We start from the raw sequence: 25,719 nt of genomic DNA, 5'->3' as shown, positions 1-25,719 counted from the left end.
GGACACCCCATGAAACTTCTTTTTCTCTTTTTACACGCCGCCTGATGGTCTTTTACTTTTTAAGAATATATCTGACTCCCGTCACCATAGGGGCACGTGAGCGCCCCCGCACGCGCGTCCGCTGCGCAGCCGCGCTGGTTTTGTATATTGGTGCATGGGCTGCGCGGCCGCGCAGCCCATGCACCAATATACAACGAACTCGTGAGCACCGCAGGCGCGAAAGCTCAGGAGGGCCGCAGGCGATGATACGGACTCGTGAGCACCGCAGGAGGGCCGGTGGGACCCTCCTGCCCCTCCTGCATAGTGAGTGGGGAATGTAGTTTATGCATGTTCGAGGCGTCGCAGCTCGATTTTACCATCACGGATGCGTACCGCAAAGGTAGGCTGCGCGTAGACGGCCGGGCTATTCACAACACAGCCATCACACATGCTGAAGCCTGAATTATGCCATGGGCAATACACGACCCCATCTTTATAGGTACCCTCATCCAGGGGTCCGCCCAGGTGGGAACACGTAGCGGAGATCGCGCATATAGTTGAGCCGTCTTTCACCAGCACCGCTGGTGTGCCATCTACGTCTACGCGTGTTAGTTTACCTTCAGCCAGGTCTTTTGCATCCATCACCGCTACGAACTCATCGGGACCACCCTCAACAATAGTACGATTCATCCCGATACCTGTGGAATAAGCCAGTTCTCCACCGATGTAGGCGGAATAGATGTTCAGCGCATATGCTGTGCTGGACAGGGCGATAGCCGTGCGCCGCTGACCCGTTAAACGCAAGATGGCGGAGGTCAGATTCAGGACGGTAATACCACCATTCATCAGCGCATGCAACATACCGGTCCGCTGCTCCTGCCCATCGGTATCCACCCAGTTCGCCAGACCTGTCGCGGCGGAACCTGTCGCGCCAGCCAGGCCCAACCACATCATCATATCAGCGCTGCGGGCCATCCCTTTATCTTCATCGCTCCCCAACCAGGCCAGGTCAAAAACCATCGTCGAGGTCCAGGCGCCAATAGGAATTGTCACCAGTACCGGGTGAACGGGATGACCAAACCAGACACCAGATAGAAAATCCTTCAGTCGATATGATGCATCTTTAGGATTTCCAAATAAAGACTGGGTCCAGTTTCGCAAGGGATTCGATAGTTTATCCAGCCAGGGCATATTCGCCACCAGCTTGGCGCTATAGTGACGCAGCAATGGGTATCTCGGTGGTGTATCCATCCAGCTAGTAGTCGGTTCATTCTGCTTTGTCGTCTCTGCAACCATTATCTCAGGCGTCCTTTCTTATACCGCGAGCCAAAAGTAGTCCCGTGGCGGATTCATACCAATAATAGAAAAGGGAATCTCCGGTTTGTGTGTTTGCTGTAAGTAGCGCAGCACGGCGGGATTATGGGCGTAAAAGAGCCGGGCGCAGCGTACAGCGCTATCAAATGAGCGGAAGTGGACACACATCTCTTCCTGAACCGGTAAAGAGACGTACTGAAAGCCATGCTCTCCAAACCACTGATGGTCTTCAGTACGTGGCCAGACAATAATGATCTTGCCACCCGGCCTGGTCACACGGCGTAGTTCAAGTAAACCCGCCTCGCCTCCCTGGTCCTCCAGCGCGGTAAACGCCGAACAGGAGAGCGCAGTATCCACGCACTGATCGGCCAGCGGCAGCTTATTAAAGCGACCGGCAGCCGGGAACATGGACTGCTCCAACCCGCGATCGATGATCTTCTTGCGCAGGAGACGCAATAAACCGGGTGAAGGTTCAACGGCATGCACCCTGGTCGCGCCATAGCGCAGATATTCAAACGAGGCCCTACCACTGCCGGCGCCAGCATCCAGCACCACCTTGTCCTTCAGGTCGGATTGAATAGATTGGAAGATGCCCTCATGTAACCGCTCACCCACCGTCAACTCCTCGTATAGCTCGGGCGTTTTCCAATAGATGAGCTCCCAGAACAGGGTGTTCAAAGTCTGATTGCGGGCCTGGTCGATCTCTTCCGAAGAGAGAGGCTGCTGTAACTCCTGCTGAAACTGATCCCGCTGCGCCTCTGGAACGCCCTGCATGATACGCATGATCAGAGCTGATGATACGTTATGCAGGCTATCCGCCAGCATACGACTGGATAACTGAGCATGACTACATGCCAGCATGTCGCGCATGGTTTCAGCGTCGAAAATCTGTAAATCTTCGATATGGAATGGATTTTCAAACAAAACCTCAGATTGAGCAGATGCGTCGCTACCGACCATGGCCCATCCCTTCTTCGCACTCCTACCTATTCAAACTATCAGCACTACAATCAATTCCTATCATCGGCTGGAGAGGAATCATCTAAATGAAATGTTGCTACCTATTTGTCGTACGCTATCATGAAACAAAAAGTTTCTACAGAGGTGTGGCCAGGGCGTAATTCTCAGGAATTTTTCATGTAACCCGCAGAGCTCGGCCTGCGGCCTCACTTATGTATATATGGTGCATCGGGAACGCAGTTGCGCACCCGATGCACCATATATACATAACCCTTGAGCACCACAGGCGCGAAAGCTCAAGGCTGGTGAACTGGAGGCAACCCGGGCGGTGCGTATGATACATTGTTATGGGTAGAATAAGATTACGGAGGAGATATGGGATGAATGATAATAGCTATGATCTACTTGTTATTGGGGCGGGGGCTGCAGGAAGTACAGCGGCCAGCACAGCGGCTGAGATGCATAAGCGCGTCGGGCTGATTGAGGTTGATAAACTAGGAGGAACCTGCCTGAACTATGGCTGCGATCCCACCAAATCGCTATTGCAGATCGCTACCATGCTCCATCGGTCCCGTCATGCGCAGCGCTACGGGCTCTCTATTCCCGAAGCGACGTTTGACTGGCGGCGAGTACAGGATTACATTCAGAGTGTGGTTACACGCATCCGTGGTGGCACACCAAAGCAGGCGAGCAGGTCCCTCAAACAACAGGGGATCGATGTTTTCCATGCCCATGCCACGTTTACCTCACCGCACACTGTCTCGGTCGAGGGACAGACGCTCTACGCCGATAGGATCATTGTTGCCACGGGCACCAGTACGCGGTGTCCGCCAGTAAAGGGGCTGCAGGAGGTTGGCTATATCACCAATAAAGAGGCGGTCTATCTCCCACAGTTGCCAGCGAGCCTGGCTATCATCGGAGCCGGTCCACTAGGTCTGGAGTTCGCCCAGCTTTTTCAGCGCTTCGGCGTCCAGGTTACAGTACTGGAACACAATACGCAGCTGCTAAAAAAAGAGGAGCAGGAACTGGCGGATCAGCTGGGCGATATTTTAAGGGCGGAGGGCATCCAGATAGCCACTGGAGTCGAGCTTGAACGGATCGAGCACGCTCCGAACACGCGGAAACGGCTTGTCTATCGGGAAGAGAACGGCCAGAAGCAGTTCGAGGTTGATGAGATCCTTCTCGCCACCGGGCGCAAACCCGATCTGGATGAACTCAATATTGAGGCGGCGCATATTGATAGCACTGAAAAGGGAATTAGCGTAGATGCTACGCTGCGCACCTCCGTTCCCCATATCTGGGCAGCCGGTGATATCACGGGTGGCTACCAGTTCACCCATGTGGCCAGCGACCAGGGGCACCTGGCCGCCAACAATGCCTTCGCGACCACGCCCCAGCCCTTTACCGACCAGGCCATCCCCTGGGTGACCTATACAGATCCTCCCCTGGCCCATGTTGGCCAGACCGAGGCCGAGCTGCGCGCTGAAGGGAAGCGCTACAAAGTGGCCCGGCTTTCATTTGAGAAGGTCGAGCGCGCCATAACCAATGGTCGCACCGCTGGCACCCTCAAAATACTGGCCGATGAGCATGGCAACATTTTCGGCGGCCACATCCTGGGCGAGCAGGCAGATGATCTGCTGGCACAGATAATTCTGGCCATGAAGACAGGTATCTCCGTCCAGACACTGGCACAGACTATCCTGCCCTATCCGACGCTAAGCGAGGCCGTACGCTGGACGGCGGACCGCTTTTCATAAGCGCTACCAGGTGGCTGACCTGAGACTAACTCGACTGTTTATGCGTGTACTACATGAGGCCACGTTGTGAGGGGGGCTATTGTGCCGTGCTGTATAAGGGACCATCTCTGTACATGCAGCTATATATACAGAGCCGCTCGTCACCATGATGGTCCCACAAAAAAGTGCGAACGTATAATGCAAGTTATATGTGAATAAGGAACCATATTATGCGGACTGTACTGATCCTCAATCCGACCTCAGGTGAGTCGGCTCTGGCAACGAACCATAATACCCTTGATGACAGCAAAGAGTTGATCCTGGCCTCTTTACGCCCGTATAATATAGAACCTACCATCATTTATACCACGGTGGAGGATCCAGGCACAGGGCTGGCGCGCAAAGCGGCCGAAGAGGGCGCGGATATCGTCATTGCGGGCGGGGGTGATGGGACACTCCACGCGGTTGCCAATGGCTTGATCAATACCAATAGTGCGCTGGGTATCCTGCCCATGGGTACGATGAATAATATCGCGCGCAGCCTTGATATTCCAGAAGATATTGAGAAGGCATGCGAGATCATCGCTCAGGGCACTACCAGCCGCATCGATGTGGGAAAGATCAATGACCATATCTTTTTAGAAGTAGCTGGCATTGGACTGGAGGCGGCCCTCTTTCCGGCAGCAGAAGAGTTCAAGAGCAAAGGGTTCTCCTCGACGCTGCACGGGGTTATAGACGGACTGCGCACGCTCTTCACCTTTGCGCCAACGCGCTTTACCGTTACCTTTGACAACAAGAAGCGTCACCGGATGAACGCTATCCAGATCAGCGTCTGCAACTCGCCCTACTACGGGGCACGCCTGCAGTTCGCGCCCAACGCATTAATGGATGACGGGCTGCTCGACGTGCTCATCTATCGACGCTTTAGCAAAATAGACTATATTCGCCACGCCATCTCAATCAGCCAGGGGAGACGGGCGCTGGCACAGAAAATCAGCCGGCGCAAGGCAAAAACCATTTATATTCAGTCAGAACACCCGGTGAAGATTCACGCCGATGGGGAACAGAAGGGCACTACCCCGGCGTTGATCGAGATTCAGACCGGTGTCTTACAGGTGCGCGTAGCCAAAAAGGTGGCGGCAGGCCCCAATATGACGAAGTCAGAGCGCAAGAAGAGAAGAATATATCAGCGGGCTACCGAACGCGACCAGAGCGAAGAGAAAGGTTCTGTATATGTTTAATTTTAGTCGTAAACCAGGCAAAAAAACACAGCCAGAACAACCCACACCCGGTACAACAACAATAAAAACACGGCCGTCTGATCCCTTACCACAGGTCAGGCTGCCGGAAGTACAGATGCCTCCGGTGATGACCGAGGCCCAGAAGGCCGCAGCCCAGTCCTCCGTCTCAGGCCGACGAGCCGTTTCGCGTGGCACCATGTTTATGGCCTTTTACCTCTGGATCCTGTCGGGAGCGGTGATCCTTTCCCTGATCGCACAGCGCACGCAGTTTTTTCCCGGCGATATGTCGATTACATCCCGGCTCCAGAAGTATCGCAATCCCTGGCTGCGACGCTTCTTCTTTGGCGTCTCAGAGATCGGCTTTGTCCAGTATGCTTTGCCGCAAACGCTGGGCATCGCGGGCATCTTCTGGGCACTACGCTTCCGGCTCGAAGCCATATTTATCCTGCTCACCTCGTCCGCTACGCTGCTCAACGCCATCGTGAAGCGTGTGATCAAGCGTCCCCGGCCGACCCAGGAGCTAGTTACGGTGGTTAAAGTTATCAACGAGCCCAGCTTTCCCAGCGGACACGTCATGTACTATACCAATTTCTACGGTCTGCTCATCTACCTGCTGGCAACCAACTGGCGTTCGGGACGCATCCGCAATCTACTCATCGGCATCTGTACCACGTTAATCGCCTGCATCGGACCATCACGCGTCTATCTGGGCGCGCACTGGCCCAGCGACGTGGCCGCGGGCTATATCTACGGGGGCCTGTGGTTTAGCGGCGTCATGGCGCTATACCTGCGTGTCAAGGCCTGGCTGCATCCCTCGAAAGGCAAGGCTCCAGAAGCCGCGAAACCGCTGCAGCAACCCGGCGACGACACCGATAAAGAGATCAAAGAAGAGTCAGAGAGAGACTAGCAGAAGCACAACAACGCCGGCGCCTCGAAAGAGGCGCCGGCGTTGTTGTGCTTCTGCTAGTCTCTCGGAGTTAGCCCATGTGCGGCATGACCATTTCTGAGGATGCCTGGGCTTCGGCGGCTTCGGGTTCAGCATGATATGCATACTGGTCGGCGCGACCACCGGGTAGCCAGAACATAGCGACCAGGCCAATCACCGCCAGCACGAACAGCAGCAGGTAGACCCAGAATAAGCTCTGAGACAGGGCCGCCTGCAATTGGCTGAGCAGATCCGACGCAAGGGTAGCACGTACATCCGGCGTCAATAAAACATTGGCCGGTGAGATACCTTTGGGTAGATGCTGTAGCGCCTGCTGATAGTGGGCGAAGATCGGTGTGAAGCGCATAGCCATTTGCGCATTGAGGATCGAACCCATGATAGCGACGCCGATGGTTCCTCCGATGGTGCGGAAAAACTGGGTGGAGGCCGTTGCAACACCACGCAGGCTCCAGGGAACCGCATTCTGTACCGATAGGATGTAAGCGGAACTGGAGAAGCCCAATCCGGCTCCGATTAAGACCATGGCTACGATAATGATGGGCAGGCTAATCTGAGGTGTAAACGTCAGTACCATCCCCATGCCGATCAATGTCAGTCCGGTCCCCAGCACTGCAGTAATGCGATAGCCATAGCTCAAAACAACTTTTCCGCTGATAGTGGCCGCGATCGGCCAGGCCAGCAGCAATGGTCCAAGGATAATACCGGCATCGGTAGCGCTACCACCCTTAACACCCTGCATGAATAGTGGCACGTATGAAGTGATACCGAACATAATCGTACCCAGCACCACACCACCAATGCTTGAGATAACAATGATGCGATTCTGGAATAGATCCAGCGGCAGGATAGGCTCGGCGGCACGCCGCTCTTCATACAAAAACCAGCCCAGTAGCAGGATTGAGATAGCGAATAAGCTGATACTCTGCCAGGAAGCCCACGACCAGCTGGTGCCACCCTGCAGGAATGCAAAGAGCAGGGCTACAATGCCACCGCTTAATGTCAATGTACCGATATAGTCCAGTTGATGTTTTTTCCGTTCGACCTGCTCTTTGAGTGCGAACATTAACATAACAGCCGAGAGCACACCGAAGGGTACGTTGATAAAGAAGACCCAGCGCCACGAGGAATGGTCAACAATTAAACCACCCAGCGCCGGCCCCACAATACTGGACAGGCCCCAGACGCCACTGAATAATCCCTGTACCCGGGCACGCTCTTTTAAAGCATATATATCTCCAATAATCGTTAGCACAATTGGCTGTACCGCGCCCGCGCCCAGACCCTGAATGGCACGAAAAATGATCAACTGAACCATCGTCTGGGAGCAGCCAGAGGCGATCGAGCCGATAAGGAATAGTACAGAACCAAACAAGAAAAGTGGCTTACGACCATAGAGGTCGGCCAGCTTGCCGTAGATAGGCACCGTCGTGGTCGAGGTCAACAGGTAGGCGGAAAATACCCATGAATAAAGGGTGATGCCACCTAGCTTCCCCACGATACTGGGCATGGCGGTGCCCACAATGGTGGTATCCAATGCGGCCAGGGTCATGCCCAACATCAGGGCGATTGTCACAATAATTTTGGCGTTTCTGGTCATTCACTCATTCCTGACTATACTACTTTAACCCATCCAATCTGCTTATCCAAACACGTCTCACCCGCCATTTATTCCGGGTCATACCAGCAATATAATCAAGCAGACCAGCCGAAACGCCCTTACACCTCTACATTGACGCCGCGCCAGAAGGCGACGTAATCCTTGATCTGGCTCGCCGCATCCTTGGGCTGGGGATAGAACCAGGCCGCGTCCTTGTTAGATTCACCATTAACTTCAATGGTGTAATAGCTGGCCTCACCTTTCCATGGACAGGTTGTGTGGGTGCTACTCGGCTTAAAATAGGCCCGCTGAACAGAATCGGGTGGAAAGTACTGGTTGCCTTCAACCACAATGCAGTTATCGCTTTCCGCCAGCGTCACACCCTTCCAGGTTGCTTTTGGCATCAGAATACTCCTTCAATTATCCTCTACCGGTGAGAGGCTACACATACAACAATATCGCCATATCATTGTACACTTTTACACGACCAGTCGAGGGGAAATGATGCGTGAATCACTAGAATTTCTCTCGCCATAGTTCCTTCATGGAACGCATGAAGTTGAGCATGCGCCACCACGCGGTCGGGGCGAGCTCGGCTATGGGAGGCGTTGAAACGAACTGGGGTCCAAATGAGGCGGCTGGACGCAATAGACTGGCCTGCTCGGTTGCGGCGGCATGGCTCTGTAGTGGCGGCGAAGGCAGATGGACACCCCGCAGGCCGCTTGAGCTCGGACGCAAAGGACGGACCGCCGGGATATGCGCGGAGGAATGGGGAACCGGTGGCTGGCGCTGGCTCGGATGATGCGATGTTTTGATCACCTTGCCGGATGCGATACGCTGTAACTCGCGCTGAATGTTCCCCATACTGCTCGGACGCCGTTTGGGGTCCATTTCCAGCATACACTGGATCAATATTGTAAGCTGCGGATGATCGGGTAGATCCAGGTGCTTTGGTCCAAAGGGAGAGACAGAGGGATCAATGCCTGTAATCAACTGGTAAAGCACAATGCCCAGGCTATAAACATCCGCCTGGGGCGTGGTCTGCGCGCGGCCATATTGCTCGGGGGCCGCGTAGCCTGGCGATCCCAGGGCGATCGTATCTTTGGTCTTGCCATGCTTGAAGTGGCGCGCGATGCCAAAGTCGATCAAATAGATCTGCCCTTCCGGGGTACGCATGACGTTCGAGGGCTTGAGGTCGCGAAAGATAATCGAGGGCTTGCGCGTATGCAGGAAGCTCAGCACAGTCGCCAGTTGAATGCCGATCTGAATCACCTTATCGACGGGTAGGGAGCCACCTCGACGGCGCACATAGCTCTCCAGCGTCTCGCCCTCGATATAGCTCATCACCAGGTACCAGTTGCCATGCTCGGAAAAATAATCATAGATGCTGGGAAGATTGGACTGTGTCAGGCTCGCCAGCAGAACGGCCTCGCGCTTGAAACCTTCCGCCGCCTCCGCCAGTTCCTGAGGATTCAAACCATGCTGTATCATCTCTTTAACGGCTACCTGCCGATCCATAAATTCGCTGTCAATGGCTCGATAGACCTTCCCGTACCCCCCCGACCCGATCTGTGCGACGATGCGATAGCGCTGCTTGAGCAGGTCATTGACCCGTAGCGTATGCAACGCAACCGCCTCCAGATGAGCCGAGGTCGTCAACGCGGGCGTAGAGTTATTGGTTTGATTGATGAGACGATACCCGCAGACGCGGCAAAACTTCGCGTGCGGCGGATTTTCCCCTCCACACTCTACGCAGAATAGAGAGCGGTCCTTCCCCATGAACATCCATCTCCTCAAGAACACCCCCGTGTAGAGAGCATCCCTTTTCCTGATGACACCAATATATCAACATAGGTCTATTCAGAAACGTAGAAGGCTCACGGAAAGTTTCTATGTGCTGGACTTTTACCCCAGTATGGCGTGTGGCGCGCGTGATGACGCGGAGCCCTTTTGTGTGCACACCTTTAAAGTCAGCCATAAAAATGGTGATTTTCTTCTATAGTACTTGTATGATAGCGTAATTCTTATTAATTTTCTATGGGCTAGTTCACAAAATACGAGTTGTGGCATGGCTTCGGGCTTCTCGCTCCGCGAGAAGCCCGAAGCCATGCCACAACCCATACTGTTCCTCTTGACGGGGGTGTTGGGGGCTCGCTATAATTAAGTCAGATTTGACTAAACGGCGGTTACTATGTATAAACAGGTTATGCTGCTTGGTGTGCTGCTTGAGAAGCCGATGTATGGACAGCAGATTCGGGAGTTTATTGAGGCACACCATGATTTATTTGCCAATCATATTAAGAAGCCGACGATTTATTATCAGCTGGAGAGGCTGGTCGCGGATGGCTATCTTGAAATTCGGCGCGAGACCGTAGAGGCTCCGGGGCCGGGGGCGGCACATGAGGATGTAGCTCTACGTGAGCGGGATATGTACTACGTGACGGATCAAGGGAAGGGGTACTTCTCAAACCTGTTGCGCGATATGATCAGCAAGTTTACACCGGGTTTGAGTGAAGTGGATGCCTGCCTGTACTTTTTGCATCACCTGACGGCCGAGGAGGCCTGCATGCTTCTTTATGAACGCCTCTCGCTGGTTGAAGCTTACCATAACGCTGTTATACAGCTAAGGGATGCCAGCCACACCTCGGATGCCGCCCATCAACTGGTAAATGATCATAAGCTGGCATTGCTGGATGCTGAGATGCGCTGGTTGAAACGGACGATTGAGCAGATTTCACTGGGAGCCACAGGTCACCCACATGCTGCCCCAACCACGCATTCTGCCTGACAATGACGGTTACGATGAGATAGATATACAGGAGCTGAGCGAGCATGGAGCAAAAACGGCGGTCTCCACTATTATTGATGGCTTTGACCATCCTGATCGATTTTACGGGCTTCGGCCTCATTATTCCCCTGTTACCATTCTGGGCCGAGCACCTGGGAGCGAATCCTTTAGGAGTGGGAGCGATCGTTACGGCCTATGCGCTGGCCCAGTTTATATTTACGCCAGTGCTGGGAGGGCTATCGGATCGCTACGGGCGCCGCCCGGTGATTGTGATCTCACTGCTGATTGAAACGCTCTCGCTGGCGCTAACCGCGCTCTCGGGCTCATTGATTATGCTGCTCTTTGCCCGCTTTATTGGCGGTCTGGGCGCCTCCAATATCGGTTCGGCGCAGGCGGTGGTCTCCGATGTTACCCCGGCTAAAGATCGGGCGAAGGGGATGGGTTTGATCGGGGCCTCGATCGGTGTGGGATTTGTACTCGGACCGGCCCTGGGAGGAATTCTGTCCCCCATAGGCTCGACCATCCCATTCTGGGCGGCTGCGGCTATCGCCCTGGTCAATGCGCTGCTGGTCTTCTGCTTCTTGCCAGAAACCAGGACCAGGAAGGTGCTGTATGCGCAGTCGGCAAAGCAGAAATCCGAGTCAATGAATCGCTTCAGCGTATTGTGGTCCGGCTGGCAGCGCGCCCTGAACGCGCCCATTGTCCTGCGACTGGTCATAGTCAACCTGCTCTTTACGATTGCCTTCACCTCGATGGAAACGATCTTCCCGCTCTTCTCACAACAGAAATTTGGCTGGAATTCGGTCCAGAATGCCTACCTGTTCACCTACGTTGGTTTCATCGTAGTCCTGATGCAGGGCGGCCTGGTTGGTCGACTGGTCAAAAGGTGGAATGAACAAAAGCTGATGCTAGCAGGACTCTTCTTGCTGACCATCGGCCTGGTCACGCTGGCATTCAGCAATCAGCTCGCGCTGGTATTGATCAGTGTCGGACTGCTGAGTATCGGAGACGGAGCGATCAGTCCAACCATCTCGACCCTGCTCTCGTTCACCAGTCCGATTGAGACGCAGGGCGAAATGCTGGGCCTGGCGCAGGGTGTCGCCGGGCTCGGTCGCGTCATTGGACCCATGATCGCTGGCAGCATCGATGCCCTCAGCAGTCCCGGCATCCCGTTGCTTCTGGGAGGATTGATCACCCTGCTAGCAGCCATGGTGGTGCTGCCGATCCTGACTAAGATTCATCGTCCCGAAGAAAAGCCGGAACTACGGGTCGCCGAGAACGCCGCGTCCCGGTAAGGCATCTTACTCAAACGCGAGGAACTCTCCGCTCAGGCAGCAGCCGGTCAGTTCCTTATAATATAATGCGATAGCGCACTTGTCTGGAGGATTTTCCAGGCAACTGAATGAAACGCTCTTATGCGAGCATAGTTAAACGTTATTTTAAGGAGTTTTATTGTGATTGTACGTATCGGTATCATGGCACTGCGTATCTGTGTCCTGCTAGCACTTATTCTTGGCATCCTCCTCTGGCTCAACGTAATCTCTGGCGGCATCGTCATGATCCACATGCTGCTGGGCCTGCTGGCCATGATCTCGCTCTGGCTACTGGCCTTTGGTATCGCCACCGCTCCCCAGGGTCGCAACATGGGACTGGCCATCGGCGCCTTTATCATCGGCCTGCTCCTGCCTATCGTCGGCCTGGGACAGCTCAGCTGGCTCAGCCTGGGCTCGGCCCATATCGTTATCCAGATCATCCACCTGCTCCTCGGTCTGGGCGCGATCGGCATCGGTGAAGCGATCGCTGGCCGCTACCGCCGCTCGAATAAACTGGCCTGATCGTCTCGAAAACCGGCGCCCCTTTGAGAGGGGAGATGGTATCGTTGATGGAACGTGTGCGCCCGGGCACAGGGCCGCTTCGCAGCCAAGCCGGGGCAAGCCCGGCACCTACGACGGCGCTCATATTATGGATGGAACAAAAAACGCGCGTTCAACGCGCGTTTTTTGTTCCATCCATATAAAACCAGGGCGGCCGCGCATGCGGCCGCCCGCACGGGAATAGCCCGGCCGCCGGGCAGTTGCTCAGCTATTGCCGAACCGCCTGGAATATGTTTTAATGTCCTTAACCATTTCGCAAAGCTTTCAAAAAGAAAAGTAAGCACAAGCGTCAGCAAAGGAGCTTATGTGAGTCAGCAGGAATCGCGTCACCGCCTCGCTGTCTATCCAGGCAGCTTTGATCCACTAACCAATGGACATCTCGACATCGCCCATCGGGGAGCGCGCCTCTTCGATGAATTGATTATAGCGGTCTACAGTTTTCCGGCTAAAAATCTGCTCTTCTCTGTCGATGAGCGGATCGCACTCTGGCAAACGGTCGTGGCCGAAGAGGGCCTGACCAATGTACGTGTTGAAAAATTCACCGGTCTCTTGATCGAATATGTACGGTCAGTGGGCGGCCAGGCCATCATTCGGGGCCTGCGTTCACCCAATGACTTTGATGCGGAGTTCCAGCAAGGCCTGATGAATCGCAAGCTGGCACCCGAGATCGAGACTGTATGCTTTATTACCAATCTGGAGCAGCTCTTTGTCAGTTCCTCGCTACTAAAAGAAGTTGCCAAACTGGGTGGGGACGTCAAGGATATGCTGCCTGCGTCAGTTGTGCAGGCTTTGCAGCACAAATTCAGTCAGACCAGCCCGGCCTGAGCAGATAGCGGCCTCAGCCTCACTCGAAACGATGTAGGGCTCATAATTCTGTAACTTTGCAACAGGCATGACTATTTATTCGTAGAATAGATGTAGGGGATCAGCGCAACCTCTTCAAAAAAGAGGCATCTCGCCAGGTCCGGTGGGGACACAGCGGCATGGGAAGGAGGCCAGGCAAACAGTATGGATATTCTCTACCTCGTAGATCGCCTTGAGAACCTTGTCGCAAATAGTAAGCGGATGCCATTAGTTAACCAGGTTATCCTCAAAGAGGCCGATCTTCTGGCAATTATTGAGCAGATGCGCTCCTCAGTTCCCGGTGAAATCAAGCAGGCGCGGCGCGTCATGCAGGAGAAAGAGCGCATCTTAGCGCAGGCGCAGTCTGAAGCATCCGCGATACTGAGCCGAGCGCGCGAGGAAAGCGAACGCACCATGGCGCGCGAGGGGCTCCTGCGGGCCGCAGAAGAGCGCTCGCAGGAGATTATTCGGCGCGCGAACGAGCAGGCGCAGGCCATCGTGCGACGCGCGGAATCCCATACCGACCAGCTGCAGATTGAGGCCGACACCTACGCCTCCGAGACCCTGCGCAATCTGCGCGAGCACCTCCTCAACGTTGAAATGGAGATCGAGCGCACGGTCATGAGTATTGAGAAGGGCCTGGACAGCCTGGAAGGCCGTCCTGAGGAAGAACAAGAGGCTCCGCCATCCCCTGACAGGGTAGAACCAGACGATGACGATGACGCGCTCCAGCCCCGCCCCCTACCACGGCGCGCCTCACTGGCCGCCGATACCATGGGTGGTCCCAATTATCCAATGTAATACACTGTAATATACATAAAAATGGTAGATATGTAAGGTCAACAAGAAAGATATCCTCCACCATTTTCTGGTGACCGGAGTGCCGCGCCAGCGGTGTTTTCCGCGCCTGCTCCTGCCGATCAGGAATCACCAACAGGACTTGACACCCTTTCATGCCTTGTCTATAATGAGCAGGCGCCAGAGAAGAGTAGGGGATGGTTCGCCTTGCGCCAAAACGTATTTACTGGCAAAAGTTTTATACTGTTTCGATCTCAATGGGAAGGACACATTCCATGATCTTTAACGTGGCGCAATTAATGAAATCCCCGTTCGGCTCGGGGGCCGCATTTGAAGCAGATATTCACGAAGAGCAGGTTCAGTTCGACAACGATTTTAAGGTGATTGGACCCGTTGATGGGCATACGCGTATGCGCCGTGTCAATCAGGGACTGCTAGTAGACGGTTGGGTAGACCTCAAACTCGAGCTCGAGTGCGCACGCTGCTTGAAGCATTTTGAGCAGCCCATGCATATCACGTTTGAGGAGCTTTTCTATCCAACGGTGGATGTGGTAACGGGTACGCCACTCCCTCCCGTCGAGGAAGACGATGTCTTCCCAATCGATGAACACCATCAGGTTGATCTTACCGAAGCAATTCGCCAGGCTATCCTGCTGGCTATCCCGACGGTACCTTTGTGCAAGGAAGATTGCGCGGGCCTATGTCCACAGTGCGGTCATGATCTCAACCTTGGTCCTTGTAACTGTGAACCTGAGGTTGATGATCCCCGTCTGAATGTGCTCAAACAATTGCTGCAAAACGAAAAATAATCTAAACACACTAGCATACACGAGTACGTAACCCTGGGTGCGAGCACGCGCCCAGGACACAATACTGGTGGAAGAGGAGAAATTCTAATGGGAGCATTACCTAAACAGCGCATTTCGCGCGCTCGTCAGGGAGAGCGACGGGCACATCATCATCTGGAAATTCCACAGTTAGTTGCCTGCCCACAATGCAAGCGCCCGCGCCTTTCGCATCACGCTTGCCCCAATTGCGGCACCTATCGTGGTCGCCAGGTTGTCCTGCCCAGGACAAAGAAGTAGTAAGAAGTTGCAAAGGCTACCATAGACGCACGCTCAATTGTGTAGTGATGTCAAAAATCCTATACGGTTTGCGTGCGCTTTACGGTTTAAGACAAGATAGGTATACACATATATACGACTACTTTCCAGACCAGGTCGCCTGGTAGCCTTGCACATTCTTTCCGTATACGAAGTGGACGAAATGACGACAAAAGTTGCCTTTTTATTTCCGGGGCAGGGAAGTCAAAACGTTGGGATGGGAGCGGATGTTTTTGCGGCATCCGATGCGGCAAGGCGAGTTTTCACCACCTTTGACGAAACATTAGGCTTCTCGCTCAGTGATCTTTGTTTCCAGGGACCAGAAGAGACCCTACGTTCAACCATTAATGCTCAGCCAGCTATTGTCGCAGTGAGCCTGGCATATCTGGCAGCCTTTCAAGAAGCTCTCTCCCCACACAATTCTTCCTGGACCACGCCGCTCGCTCCCAGCTATACCGCCGGCCATAGCGTTGGTGAATGTACAGCGATGGTGGCCGCCGGCACCATCGATATCAAGGGCGTCGCCCATCTTGTACGCGAGCGCGGCCGCCTGATGCATGAAGAGGAAGAGATATGTCCGGGTGGGATGGCCGCCATCATCGCCATGAAGGAAGACGCCTTACAGCAGGTCTGTGAGGACGCGACGCGGCAGTGCCTGCAGCAGTTAGATCAGAAGGCTCAGCAGCATCCAGGGATGGGACGCGTAGTGCTGGCGAACTACAACGCACCCGGCCAGATCGTCATCTCAGGCGAGCAGAAGGCACTGGACACAGCGTGTGCTCTGGCCAAAGAACGTGGCGCCAAACGCGCCATTCGGCTCTCAGTCAGCGGCGCCTTCCATTCGCCAGTCATGCAACCGGCCGCGACCAAACTAGCAGAATCCATCGCTGCCACACAGATTCAGGATGCCACTTATCCCATTATCAGCAATATCACCGCCCAGCCCATCACCGGCGCTTCAGACCTGCGTAGCGAGCTTTCACGGCAGATCGCTGAATCCGTCCAGTGGACCCGCACCATCGAATATTTAGCGGCCCAGGGCGTGAAGGTCTTTTTTGAGATTGGTCCTGGACAGGCCCTGGCTGGTATGATCAAGCGTATCACCAGGGATGTTGATATCATCAATATCGGAAGCGTGGAAGAGATCGAAAAGGCGGTCGCCAGGGTCAAAGAATTCTAACACCAGCTTCGAGCTAGCTCAAAAGATATGGCCTACCGAAGACGAGTGGGATAATGTACTTGACACAAAGATAAAAAGCGCCTATCTTTGCAGTAAAGCTGCAGCGCGCATGATGATTCGTGCTCATAAAGGCATGATCATCGATATCGCGTCTGTGGTCGCATTGAACGGCAATCTTGGGCCGCCCAGGGTTTATCACTGTAGTCAAGAGGAACAGTCATATGGCTATGGAATCACAAACGACTGGAGTGGTACGTGTGGCACGTCCAGTGCTCACAACCATCGTGTTAAGTACCGCTCTGCAAATTCGCGGCGTTGTCCGTATGGCTCATACCAGTGACCAATGGTCACGACTATTGGGGCGCGACGTCCCCAATCAGGGTATCAACCTTACGGTCAAAGATAATACTGTTACTGCTGACCTCTATTTAATCGTTGAATCAGGTAGTAACATAGTGGAAGTGGGCACAGCCGTCCAGGAAGAAGTTGCCGCCGCCATTGAAAATATGATCGGCATGCAGGTTCAGGGCGTCAATGTCTACATTCAGGACGTTGCGTAAGTAATATTAACAATACAACCATAACGCGTCTGATGAGTCGAAACATCGTCTGTCCAACTCACGCGCTGCCGTCCCCATAACGAACGGTCTCGCTTGAGAAGAACAGGCACCAGCTAGTCACATTCGAGGAAACTATGCCAGGGATACGCAGGCAAGCGCGAATGATCGCACTGCAAACACTCTACGAATACGATATAGCCAACCATGCCCCGGAAGAGGTCTTGCAGCGCCACGCCGAGGAGCGCAATCTGCACCCCAAGGTAGTTGAATACGCTAGCGAACTTGTTCTGGGCGCGTATGGCCATCTTGCAGATATCGATGCGCACATCCAAAGCGCAGCCCGTGAATGGCCTTTGCAACAGATGGCTCGTATCGATAAAAATATTCTAAGACTTGCAATCTACGAAATTCTGTTTAATAATACTGTACCAGCCAAAGCGGCTATTAACGAGGCGGTGGAGCTCGCTAAAACCTATGGCAGTGAAACATCCAGTCGTTTCGTCAATGGCGTTCTGGGTACGATATTTAATCGGGCACAACAACAGCCCATCTCAAAAGCGGAAAGCGAGGTGAAGTAATGCCTACAGTTCATGAGCGTCTGAAAAAAATCATCGTTGAGCAACTCGGTGTTGATGAGAGCGAGGTCGTTCCTAGCGCATCTTTTGTTGAGGACCTCAACGCAGACTCACTCGACCTGGTCGAACTTATCATGTCTCTCGAAGAGGGCTTCAAACTGCAGATCTCTGATGAGGATGCTGAGAAAATCACAACCGTCCAGGAAGCTGAGGATTACATCGAAGAGCATCTGCGCTAATATTTCGCAATGCTAGGCGCTTGCTGATATAATTATATATATCGCAAGCGCCCTTTTTTTTATGGCTGCGCCTTCGGCGCTCATATAGTTATTTATTCAGATGTCAGGGAACAAAAGAGGTGCGCAATGCGCACCTCTTTTGTTCCCTGACATCTGAATAAATAAAAAATTTGTTGTCACAAATCACATTCGCCATGCATCTACATTAACGTGAAGGAATTCTCCCAAGAGAAAACCTTCATACGAACGCGAAAAGAGTTAGGTGTGGACACGATACCTGCAGCACAAGCTGTTGAAACGCTCATTCATGAATACTATAAGCTGGTATTCCATACGATCTATGGCCTGACCAATAATTGGGAAGAAAGCCAGGATCTAACACAGGATACCTTTCACCAGGCGTTAAAAGGCATTGACGCGGCACGGGCCAGCAGTGGAGGACATTTCCACGCTAAAGCCTGGTTGTTACGTATTGCCTTAAATACAGTGCGTATGCAGAGAAGAAGGCGGGCGCTATTTAGCTTTATTCCTTTCTCCAGTATGCATGAGAAGCGTCAGCAGGAGGGGAGTGAGCGGAACGTAGCCAGGGATGAGATGGTGCAGGCGCAGGCCGCGCCGGTACAACCCGGCGGCTATGGCACAGCCAACAATGAGGATCCCGCTGAAGCTATCGCGGAGCAGGACGCGGTCCAGCGTACCATGGCCCTGTTACCAGAGCCTTTACGCATCTGCCTCTTGTTCTCAATCGTGGGCGGGCTCTCTACTGCGGAGATCGCGGACATGCTGGACCTCAAAGAGGCGGCGGTACGGCAACGCCTGGTCCGGGCTCGCAAGCAGTTCCAACAGCTCTATTCGCAGCAAAGTGGTGAAGAGTTAGTCGATGCGGCACCACCGCTAGCGACCAGCTCTCTGCTCCAACAACAATCCGATGGTCAGGATCGCAAGCAGCGCAACGCGCCCAAAGACACGCACCGGCGCCTATCCCTGGCGAACCAGGCACCATCGATAGGAAGTGGCTATGCATAACGACTCAATTGAGACCTTGCTGTTACGCCATTATGGCTCCAACAGCCCGACGCCCGAGGCTCTGGAGCAGCGTCTATGCGCATCTGTGCACCAGGAGGCACAGGAGATACAGCAACGCCAGAGCGCAGCCAGGCGTCTCTGTGAACAGCGTATCAGCCGCCGTCGTGCCGTTCAACTGGTAGCGATGGGGTCCGCTGGCCTTGGCCTTCTCAGTGCCAGCGTTGCCAGCGTTCAGAGCATCTTGAGCAGCCAGGAAGGAACCCGCCCGGCATATTCGTAAAGCCAGCGTTGTTATCATTGTAAGGCAAGTATTTTAACGTTGTAGAAGCAGTTGAAAAAACATCATCCAGCCACTATTTTGTCGTGGCGGACTTGAGTACATCAACGTTGGGTGTTACACAGTAGTAAGCACCAGCGCAGGAAAGGATACTAATCATGGGTATTTTCGGTTCACACGGCTTAGAGCTTATCATTGTCCTCGTCGTCGCGCTTCTCGTCTTTGGACCCAAGAAGCTGCCCGAAATGGGTTCCGCCATTGGTAAGAGCATCAAAGAATTCAAAAATGGCGTCAACGAAATCACCAAACCCAAAGAAGAGGAAGAAGTACAGACCCGCCAGTCTGCTACCGAGTCTGCTCGCCTGGAACTCGAGGCCATTGAGCGCGAACTGGCCGCCAAAAAAGCTGCCCTGGCCGCAGAAGAGGCGGCACGGCCTGAGGTAAAGACAACCCCGAACGTTGACTAATCAAAACTGCTGACACTAGTATAGGGGGATCTCATGGCTACCAGTGATCTAGATCAGCAGGGTCTGCTCAAATCGGGGGGCTACGACAATTCACCGAAAGACGATGACGAGAACGACCCCTCGGCAATGTCACTGATAGATCATCTTGAAGAGCTCCGCTGGCGCATCTTTAAATGTTTGATCGCAGTGGCTGTCGGAGTGGTGATCGCTTTCATCTTCCGCAACCAGATTATTCATGTCCTGGACGCACCATTACCACTTACCTCCAATACCGTTGGGGGAAAAGAAGGCCAGAAGCTGGTTATGACGGGCATCGGAGAAGCCTTTACGGTTTCGATCAAGCTCTCGATCGTCTTTGGCCTGGTGTTTGCTCTTCCGGTCATTTTGTATCAGCTCTGGGCGTTTATCTCACCCGGACTCTATGACCGGGAGAAGAAGCATGCCGTCCCATTTATTACGCTGGGATTGGTGCTCTTCGTAATGGGGGTGACGCTGGGATACTTTATCCTGCAATATCCAGTTGGCTTTCTGGTCAACTTTGGCGCAGAGAACTTTACTGAACTTATATCGGCCAATAGTTACTTCTCGTTTGTGTCATTCTTCTTGCTCCTCTTTGGCGCGGTCTTTGAGCTACCGCTGGTCCTGACCTTCCTGGCCATGATCGGCATCGTGACCGAGCATTTCTTGAAGAGTAAGCGCGCGGTGGCGCACGTGGGAATGTGGGCGGCGGCCACCGTTGTCACACCGGGCGGCGACCTGTACAGTCCGGTTTTTATCGGTGTCGCTCTATCGATTCTGTATGAGTTCAGCATAATACTCATCCATTTCGTGGTAAAGAAAGACGCTGAAGAGGAACTGGCCTGATAACAGGTAACATAAAAGAGGCCCCTGGCATTGATTGCCAGGGGCCTCTTTTATGTTACCTGTTATCAGGTTAGTGTGTGCCTTCGGCCATGACTATACGCGCCTGCGGCGCTCAAAGGTATGATTAATACATGTATGTGGATATGAAGAAAAGCGCGCGTGACGCGCGCTTTTCTTCATATCCACATACATGTATTAATCATATCATGACATTGTTATATGTTCGGGTTGGATGGGTGAGGTGGTGGGTTCTTGCCAGCGACCGTGACCGAAGCGGGTCCAGAGCAGGAGGAGGGCCAGGGAGTAAAGGATGGTGGTGCTGATGAAGACGGAGAGATAGCCGACACGGGAGATCAGGAAGCCACCGAGGGAAGCACCAAGCGCCCACATGATCTGGTAGGCGGCCTGGTAGCCGCTGTTGGCCAGGCCACGTCTCTGAGGCGGTACAACCTCCATAGAGAAGACCTGCAGGATGCCTTGCGTCATGTCCATGAAACCCTGGCGCAGAGGATAGAGGGTCGCCGCCAGCGGTAGCGATCCGGTAATCCCGATCAAGAGCATAATAGGGAGACTGATGACTCGGGGAATCACCAGTGCAGCTACCTTACCGATGCGTAGGACGAGCCAGGGAGCGAGCAATGTGAGCAAGGCGTTCAATGTATTGGCCGCCGCGTCAATGGCCCCAAATAAGGCTGAGTTCGCTCCTAGCTGCTTTACAAAATACACATTGAAGTAAGGAAGCAACAGGCCAGCACCGGCTCCGATTAAGAGCTGAATACCGATCATGACGGTCAAGGGATTGTTCAGCAGCATTCGCGGCGGCAACCTTCTCCATCCGGACAGGACTGAAAGCCTGTCCCTGAGCGTTGTCCCCGATGAGGTAGGATCGGCACGGCGCTCGGGTGGCTCTTCACGTAACATGAACAGTGGGATAAAGCTGGGAGTGGCGATGATACCCGCTACCAGCAGTGAAAGCTGATAGGAACGGGCCTGCGGCGCCTGGGCAAGAGCCCAATGAAACCAGGGAGGAAGGGGCGCCATCAACCAGGCACTGGACCGGAACCAGAGTGGCAGAACACCACCCAGAGCCTCTCCCAACACGGTCATGATCAGGGTCAAAACGATGTTCAAGCTGAAGAGGTGGGAGCGCTCATCGGGAGTGCTGTTGCGGGCCAGAAAAGGGGCATTGACGACCAGGATAAAGGCGCCCCCGATGCCAGCCATAAAGGCGCTGAGCAGCAGAAAGAACGGGGTGCGCAACAAGATCTGACCGGCCCCGGCGATGCCGACCAGAACGCTGGCCCAGATCAAAATAGACCTGCCGGTAAAACGATCGATGCAGAGTCCGGCGGGAAAGATAGCCACACCAGCCCCGATGGTACCGGCAAAAAGGATCAGCCCGATAAAGTCGGTCTGATACCCCAGCGCGATCAAATAGAGGTTGTAGAGCACCTGCAGAATGCCCAGCGTCATACCGCTGAGAGCATTGCTAATAAGATATAAACGGGCGTTTCGCTGGAAACGCCCGAATTGCTGTATATAATGTTGTGTGAGAGACATATTACCTTCGCTGACGCACGATCTGCTCTTGCACCGGTGCCTCGCTCTGCGGCCCATGGCCCGGCAGCACCTCGGGACGTTCGCTTACCAGGGTCCGATAACCAGGGCTGGTAAACTGCTGTCCCCTTTCATTGACAATAGTCTCACCGTCTATTGTTGTGCGTTCTTCCCTATTCATTAAACCAGGCAGAAAAAACGCTTTGGCCATCGCTTTAGCCTGGATGGTGCGTGCGCGGAACTCAATGACCGCGTTGGCTACACGATCGGATACCTGATCAACCGTTTTATCAGCCTGATTGACACGCAGCGGCAACTGACCCGCGATACGCGCCGGGGCTGGTTTATCTTTCGGAGGAGCGATGCCGTGCTCGGCCGCTTTAGAGGTGGTATTCACACTGTCCACAAACGGGCGCAACATCTTGATCAGCTGGACCTTCTCTTCTAAGAAGGACATGGCAAATCCCATAGCCAGATTAAACACCACCGTAATAACGATAAAGACCAGAGCGAACAGACAGATCACCAGGGCGGCGATCTGCCCTAGCATGGCCAGAATAGGATCTACAGCTAAAACCATAGTGGTAGCTGCCATTATTCACCTCCTCTATCCACAGCCGCATTTGCCGCCGCCATCGCCTCCATCTGCTGTCTACGACGCTCTTCCGCGCGGCTGCGGGCATGGCCCTTGCCCAGGAATACGCGTCCCATCTCCTGAGCGGCAACAACGGCCGCCACTGCGCGCACGCTGGGGCCCAGCGCCAGCTCAGAGGTAAATTTGGTCGCGGTGCCAATCGTCGATACCGTATTGCCAGCCGTGCGGGCCGTATCTTTCATAATTCCAACCGTCTCGTTGACGGAACCGATTAATGGCCTCATTTCCTCGCGCACAGTCTTGATCGAGCGCACAAGTTGAAACACTGAATAGATTTGATAGACGGTACCAGCGATAAGCAAAATTGCCAGGACGATCAAAACTATATAGAGCAGTTCCAGCAGCTTGCCAAAGATAGCAGCCAGCACGACACCGCCCACGAGAATGATCGCTAACACGATACCGGTGATAATCGCGAACCGTTTCGCCTTTTGCATAGCGTCCCTCCCAATACAATAGTAAATTAATGCTGTTCCATTATAACGCACGGGCATGCATGCTTGTAGTTATTGCAAGGCTCAACTCTTCAAACATAAATGGTTATGATGAGATAAGCTCATAAAAACATAGGAATAGGTGCGATCCATACGCCCGGCGAGACATCGGATGATAAACCTTTATACTCTTATACCCTTCCCTCTTAATACGCAAGAGGGGGACATTACGGCGACAATCCGTCACATAATAGAATGTGTTGGGAATTTATAGTCTGGACAGGATAAAGGTAGCGTGGCGCACCTATTCTATCAGCTATTACGTAACAGATATAGCAGAGTAATGAGTCAGGGACATTCTGGTATAAATATAAATAGTTAACCTGAAAAAGCCATACCATAAAGGAGAGCTTGCTCGATGAGTCCAATACTCGCTGACCTCGTCATTTTTACGTTCGCGCTGGGCGGGGCGCACTTTTTGTTGAGCGCAGGCCAGCTTCTATGCTGGTTCCTGGCGCTGGTAATAGGCATACTGGCGCGCCTGGTCTTTGGGCGTCGCGTCCCCTTTGGAATCTTCAGTACCGTCGTGATCGCGCTGGCGGGTATCTGGTTCGCCACCGATGTCGTACTGGTCAATATTCCAAAGGACATCTTCCTCTATGATGTTCCGCTACTGAAAGCCTGTGCTTCGGCCGTCGTGTTTGAGTTGTTGTGGTACCTGGCCTCCTATCGAAGCTATCGCAACTGGACACGCCGACGCCGTCTATATGCAACCCCAACCACCCCGGTGCAAGAGCAATAAGCATACCGGTAAACCAGTCGGTACCGGAACAGCGTAACGATAGTGCTGAGTCTGGAGGGGCCCGATGGAACAACACATGAACGCCTTACTGTAAAGGAGATGGAAGTTACTACCATCTCCTTTAACTCATGTGTGATATAATAGCGGCGGCTTGTTTACATTACTTTTTTACTTTGTCGAGGCTTCATCTGTGGACATCTCATTAACCTTTACCATCAGTGCATTTGTGACCTTTTTTACCGTGATTGATCCGGTCGGGCTGGCTCCGGTCGTGGTAGGGCTTACCTCACATTTTACGAACGCGCAGCGCAATGTGATTGTGGCGCGCGCCACCTTGATCAGCGCTGGCATCATCCTTTTCTTCGCGCTCGTCGGACGTTATCTGCTCGATCGACTGGGGATTGAGCTGTACGCCTTTAATATAGCGGGCGGCGCCCTGCTGTTTCTGGTCGCCGTTGACATGCTCTTTGGTCGTCAGTCGGGGACACGTGAAACCAAGGCCGAAGCAGAAGAGGCCATGACGCGCGAAGATATCAGCGTCTTTCCTCTGGCCATCCCGATGATCGCCGGACCCGGCACCATCGCCACCACTATCCTCTATGTCGGGCAGGCCGCGCCCCATCCCTTCAGCTTGATATCGGTGGCTGCCGCCATTATCAGCGCCCTCTTTCTGGCCTGGCTGGCGATGCGCAGCTGCACCTGGATTATCAAGCGTGTGGGTAAAACCGGCATCCTGGTATTATCACGTATCCTGGGTATCCTGCTGGCGGCTCTGGCCATTCAATTTATGCTCAATGGTATCACCACTTATATTCATACGGGCGGATTTATCAGGTAAGCACCAGCTCAATCCAGTGTCGATCGCATAATACATGGCCCAGACCTGCGACCTTATACGCTGTAGTACGTAGTACATACAAAGAACAATCATACCAACTATACTGATAGAAGAAGACAGGTACAAGGTCTTATGAGTAGAGCGTCCTTGAAACGAGGTGTACGTGAATAATCCTCAGCTCATTGATGGTGTGACGACACGTACAGCTCGTGCCAGACAGAGCTACCGGGCGGCGCTTTCCTACTACCGTACCCGTACACCGCTGGCACGCATCAGCTGGGGAACCTGGCTTATTGTGATTGGCTCAAGCTTGATCTGGTGTTTCACGGCGACCCGGGTTGCCCAGGCGATGGGCGCCCACAGCCTGGGCGCCATCCTTAACCATGTGCTCAACAACGCTATTAATACGCAGCCCGGCAGCGACGAGGCCCTGACAACAGTGCTGATCCGCTATGGAGCCAAAGAGAATGATCTGATCCTGCAGGGGCAGTACTGGCGTTTTCTAACACCGATCTTTCTGCATGCCAACCTGTTACATATAGGACTGAATATGCTGAACCTGGTCGTGTTGGGTACGTTTCTGGAACGTCTGGTTGGTCATCTGCGTTTTTTATTAATTTACGTAATCACAGGTATTATCAGTATTATCGCCAGTTTTGTATTCGCGCCAGATGTCATCAGCGTGGGCGCCTCGGGCGCTATCTTTGGACTGGTCGGGGCTTATAGCATCTTTGTGCTGATCCACCGGCGCGCCTTTCCCCGGGGAGGACTGATGGCGCTGCTCTGGCTGGTCATTATTATCGGGATTAATCTAGGCTTCGGCTTTATGATGGCTAACGTCGATAATAACGCGCACCTGGGCGGATTTATCAGCGGCTGCCTGCTAGGCTGGTGGTTCACACCCCTCTATCGGCCGGGCGCGGAACAGATATTGCTCGATACACATCGTCTATCTCGCCGATGGCCCTTGGCACTTTTAACAATTTTAGGTACACTACTACTTGCTATTTTAGCTTTACATTTGGGACACTAATCGTTATGCGCCAGCCATATCCGGCGTGAGCGA

30 protein-coding genes are annotated in these 25,719 nt (G+C 53.5%); 22 read left to right on the top strand and 8 right to left on the bottom strand.

The features are described from left to right. Positions 1–321: 321 nt before the first annotated feature. Together KTT_RS14190 and KTT_RS14185 are read right to left on the bottom strand one after the other, a co-directional pair. On the bottom strand, positions 322–1,275 hold the full coding sequence (locus tag KTT_RS14190; RefSeq protein ID WP_126596593.1) for a Rieske (2Fe-2S) protein: 954 nt from the start codon (positions 1,273–1,275) through the stop codon (positions 322–324). A gap of 18 nt (positions 1,276–1,293) precedes the next feature. After that, positions 1,294–2,253 carry a class I SAM-dependent methyltransferase gene (locus KTT_RS14185; RefSeq protein ID WP_126596592.1) on the bottom strand — a complete coding sequence of 320 codons (960 nt, stop codon included), beginning with the start codon at positions 2,251–2,253 and terminating at the stop codon, positions 1,294–1,296. Positions 2,254–2,633: 380 nt separating this feature from the next. Here KTT_RS14185 and KTT_RS14180 point away from each other — a divergent pair, with 380 nt between their 5' ends. The 3 genes from KTT_RS14180 to KTT_RS14170 all read left to right on the top strand — a co-directional run bounded on the left by KTT_RS14180 (position 2,634) and on the right by KTT_RS14170 (position 6,137). Next, positions 2,634–4,010 (top strand): dihydrolipoyl dehydrogenase family protein, encoded by a 1,377-nt coding sequence (locus KTT_RS14180; RefSeq protein WP_160145860.1) that lies wholly within the window; start codon positions 2,634–2,636, stop codon positions 4,008–4,010. Positions 4,011–4,219: 209 nt separating this feature from the next. After that, positions 4,220–5,230, top strand: a complete 1,011-nt coding sequence (locus KTT_RS14175) for a diacylglycerol/lipid kinase family protein (protein WP_126596590.1) — start codon at positions 4,220–4,222, stop codon at positions 5,228–5,230. Next, positions 5,223–6,137: a phosphatase PAP2 family protein gene (locus KTT_RS14170; protein WP_126596589.1), complete on the top strand. Its 915-nt coding sequence runs from the start codon at positions 5,223–5,225 to the stop codon at positions 6,135–6,137. Before KTT_RS14175 ends, KTT_RS14170 begins: the two co-directional genes overlap by 8 nt. Positions 6,138–6,207: 70 nt before the next feature. On the opposite strand, the gene KTT_RS14165 is transcribed toward KTT_RS14170, so the two are convergent. From KTT_RS14165 to KTT_RS14155, 3 genes are all read right to left on the bottom strand, one after another. Continuing rightward, positions 6,208–7,773: an MDR family MFS transporter gene (locus KTT_RS14165; protein ID WP_126596588.1), complete on the bottom strand. Its 1,566-nt coding sequence runs from the start codon at positions 7,771–7,773 to the stop codon at positions 6,208–6,210. Between the two features lie 119 nt (positions 7,774–7,892). Next, complete coding sequence (locus tag KTT_RS14160) at positions 7,893–8,177, bottom strand: DUF427 domain-containing protein (RefSeq protein WP_126596587.1); 285 nt, start codon at positions 8,175–8,177, stop codon at positions 7,893–7,895. A gap of 112 nt (positions 8,178–8,289) precedes the next feature. Next, positions 8,290–9,552 carry a serine/threonine protein kinase gene (locus KTT_RS14155; RefSeq protein WP_160145859.1) on the bottom strand — a complete coding sequence of 421 codons (1,263 nt, stop codon included), beginning with the start codon at positions 9,550–9,552 and terminating at the stop codon, positions 8,290–8,292. 412 nt (positions 9,553–9,964) lie between these two features. Here KTT_RS14155 and KTT_RS14150 point away from each other — a divergent pair, with 412 nt between their 5' ends. From KTT_RS14150 to tatC, 16 genes are all read left to right on the top strand, one after another. Then, positions 9,965–10,561: a PadR family transcriptional regulator gene (locus KTT_RS14150; RefSeq protein ID WP_126596585.1), complete on the top strand. Its 597-nt coding sequence runs from the start codon at positions 9,965–9,967 to the stop codon at positions 10,559–10,561. Positions 10,562–10,605: 44 nt separating this feature from the next. After that, positions 10,606–11,856 (top strand): MFS transporter, encoded by a 1,251-nt coding sequence (locus tag KTT_RS14145; RefSeq protein ID WP_126596584.1) that lies wholly within the window; start codon positions 10,606–10,608, stop codon positions 11,854–11,856. Positions 11,857–12,015: 159 nt separating this feature from the next. Then, positions 12,016–12,396 (top strand): hypothetical protein, encoded by a 381-nt coding sequence (locus KTT_RS14140; protein ID WP_126596583.1) that lies wholly within the window; start codon positions 12,016–12,018, stop codon positions 12,394–12,396. A gap of 345 nt (positions 12,397–12,741) precedes the next feature. Beyond that, entirely contained in the window at positions 12,742–13,260 is a 519-nt protein-coding gene (coaD, locus tag KTT_RS14135; protein WP_126596582.1) for a pantetheine-phosphate adenylyltransferase, read from the top strand. Between the two features lie 183 nt (positions 13,261–13,443). Then, on the top strand, positions 13,444–14,079 hold the full coding sequence (locus KTT_RS14130) for a hypothetical protein (protein WP_126596581.1): 636 nt from the start codon (positions 13,444–13,446) through the stop codon (positions 14,077–14,079). 272 nt (positions 14,080–14,351) lie between these two features. After that, complete coding sequence (locus KTT_RS14125; protein ID WP_160145858.1) at positions 14,352–14,885, top strand: YceD family protein; 534 nt, start codon at positions 14,352–14,354, stop codon at positions 14,883–14,885. A gap of 87 nt (positions 14,886–14,972) precedes the next feature. Continuing rightward, the gene (rpmF, locus tag KTT_RS14120; protein WP_126596579.1) at positions 14,973–15,161 is read left to right on the top strand and encodes a 50S ribosomal protein L32; all 189 of its coding nucleotides are present in this window, start codon (positions 14,973–14,975) and stop codon (positions 15,159–15,161) included. Between the two features lie 181 nt (positions 15,162–15,342). After that, positions 15,343–16,359 (top strand): ACP S-malonyltransferase, encoded by a 1,017-nt coding sequence (gene fabD, locus KTT_RS14115; RefSeq protein ID WP_126596578.1) that lies wholly within the window; start codon positions 15,343–15,345, stop codon positions 16,357–16,359. Beyond that, positions 16,289–16,699, top strand: a complete 411-nt coding sequence (locus tag KTT_RS37685; RefSeq protein ID WP_126596577.1) for an SDR family NAD(P)-dependent oxidoreductase — start codon at positions 16,289–16,291, stop codon at positions 16,697–16,699. Before fabD ends, KTT_RS37685 begins: the two co-directional genes overlap by 71 nt. Further along, positions 16,581–16,919 (top strand): Asp23/Gls24 family envelope stress response protein, encoded by a 339-nt coding sequence (locus KTT_RS14105; RefSeq protein ID WP_126596576.1) that lies wholly within the window; start codon positions 16,581–16,583, stop codon positions 16,917–16,919. Before KTT_RS37685 ends, KTT_RS14105 begins: the two co-directional genes overlap by 119 nt. Positions 16,920–17,053: 134 nt before the next feature. Further along, positions 17,054–17,497 carry a transcription antitermination factor NusB gene (gene nusB / locus KTT_RS14100; protein WP_126596575.1) on the top strand — a complete coding sequence of 148 codons (444 nt, stop codon included), beginning with the start codon at positions 17,054–17,056 and terminating at the stop codon, positions 17,495–17,497. Beyond that, a complete protein-coding gene (gene acpP / locus KTT_RS14095; protein ID WP_126596574.1) occupies positions 17,497–17,733 on the top strand; it encodes an acyl carrier protein in 237 nt (78 codons plus the stop codon). The genes nusB and acpP overlap by 1 nt, the downstream gene beginning before the upstream one ends. Before the next feature lie 264 nt (positions 17,734–17,997). After that, on the top strand, positions 17,998–18,759 hold the full coding sequence (locus KTT_RS14090) for an RNA polymerase sigma factor (protein ID WP_160145856.1): 762 nt from the start codon (positions 17,998–18,000) through the stop codon (positions 18,757–18,759). Beyond that, positions 18,752–19,039 carry a hypothetical protein gene (locus KTT_RS14085; RefSeq protein WP_126596572.1) on the top strand — a complete coding sequence of 96 codons (288 nt, stop codon included), beginning with the start codon at positions 18,752–18,754 and terminating at the stop codon, positions 19,037–19,039. The genes KTT_RS14090 and KTT_RS14085 overlap by 8 nt, the downstream gene beginning before the upstream one ends. Before the next feature lie 155 nt (positions 19,040–19,194). Beyond that, the gene (locus tag KTT_RS37525; RefSeq protein WP_126596571.1) at positions 19,195–19,503 is read left to right on the top strand and encodes a Sec-independent protein translocase subunit TatA/TatB; all 309 of its coding nucleotides are present in this window, start codon (positions 19,195–19,197) and stop codon (positions 19,501–19,503) included. 33 nt (positions 19,504–19,536) lie between these two features. Beyond that, positions 19,537–20,367 carry a twin-arginine translocase subunit TatC gene (gene tatC / locus KTT_RS14075; protein ID WP_126596570.1) on the top strand — a complete coding sequence of 277 codons (831 nt, stop codon included), beginning with the start codon at positions 19,537–19,539 and terminating at the stop codon, positions 20,365–20,367. 204 nt (positions 20,368–20,571) lie between these two features. Here tatC and KTT_RS14070 read toward each other — a convergent pair whose 3' ends face one another. From KTT_RS14070 to KTT_RS14060, 3 genes are read right to left on the bottom strand one after another with little or no spacing between them, the layout of a single operon-like run. Then, positions 20,572–21,927 carry an MFS transporter gene (locus tag KTT_RS14070; protein ID WP_126596569.1) on the bottom strand — a complete coding sequence of 452 codons (1,356 nt, stop codon included), beginning with the start codon at positions 21,925–21,927 and terminating at the stop codon, positions 20,572–20,574. 1 nt (position 21,928) lies between these two features. Next, positions 21,929–22,519 (bottom strand): hypothetical protein, encoded by a 591-nt coding sequence (locus KTT_RS14065; RefSeq protein ID WP_126596568.1) that lies wholly within the window; start codon positions 22,517–22,519, stop codon positions 21,929–21,931. Then, a complete protein-coding gene (locus tag KTT_RS14060) occupies positions 22,519–23,016 on the bottom strand; it encodes a hypothetical protein (RefSeq protein ID WP_126596567.1) in 498 nt (165 codons plus the stop codon). The genes KTT_RS14065 and KTT_RS14060 overlap by 1 nt, the downstream gene beginning before the upstream one ends. Positions 23,017–23,431: 415 nt before the next feature. Here KTT_RS14060 and KTT_RS14055 point away from each other — a divergent pair, with 415 nt between their 5' ends. From KTT_RS14055 to KTT_RS14045, 3 genes are all read left to right on the top strand, one after another. Continuing rightward, on the top strand, positions 23,432–23,815 hold the full coding sequence (locus KTT_RS14055) for a hypothetical protein (protein WP_126596566.1): 384 nt from the start codon (positions 23,432–23,434) through the stop codon (positions 23,813–23,815). 190 nt (positions 23,816–24,005) lie between these two features. Then, on the top strand, positions 24,006–24,653 hold the full coding sequence (locus tag KTT_RS14050) for a MarC family protein (protein ID WP_126596565.1): 648 nt from the start codon (positions 24,006–24,008) through the stop codon (positions 24,651–24,653). Between the two features lie 163 nt (positions 24,654–24,816). Next, positions 24,817–25,686 (top strand): rhomboid family intramembrane serine protease, encoded by an 870-nt coding sequence (locus tag KTT_RS14045; RefSeq protein WP_126596564.1) that lies wholly within the window; start codon positions 24,817–24,819, stop codon positions 25,684–25,686. Positions 25,687–25,719: the final 33 nt, after the last annotated feature.

The organism is Dictyobacter aurantiacus (assembly GCF_003967515.1).
In the GTDB taxonomy this organism is placed as follows: domain Bacteria; phylum Chloroflexota; class Ktedonobacteria; order Ktedonobacterales; family Ktedonobacteraceae; genus Dictyobacter; species Dictyobacter aurantiacus.
This window is presented reverse-complemented; position numbering and strand designations above follow the sequence as displayed.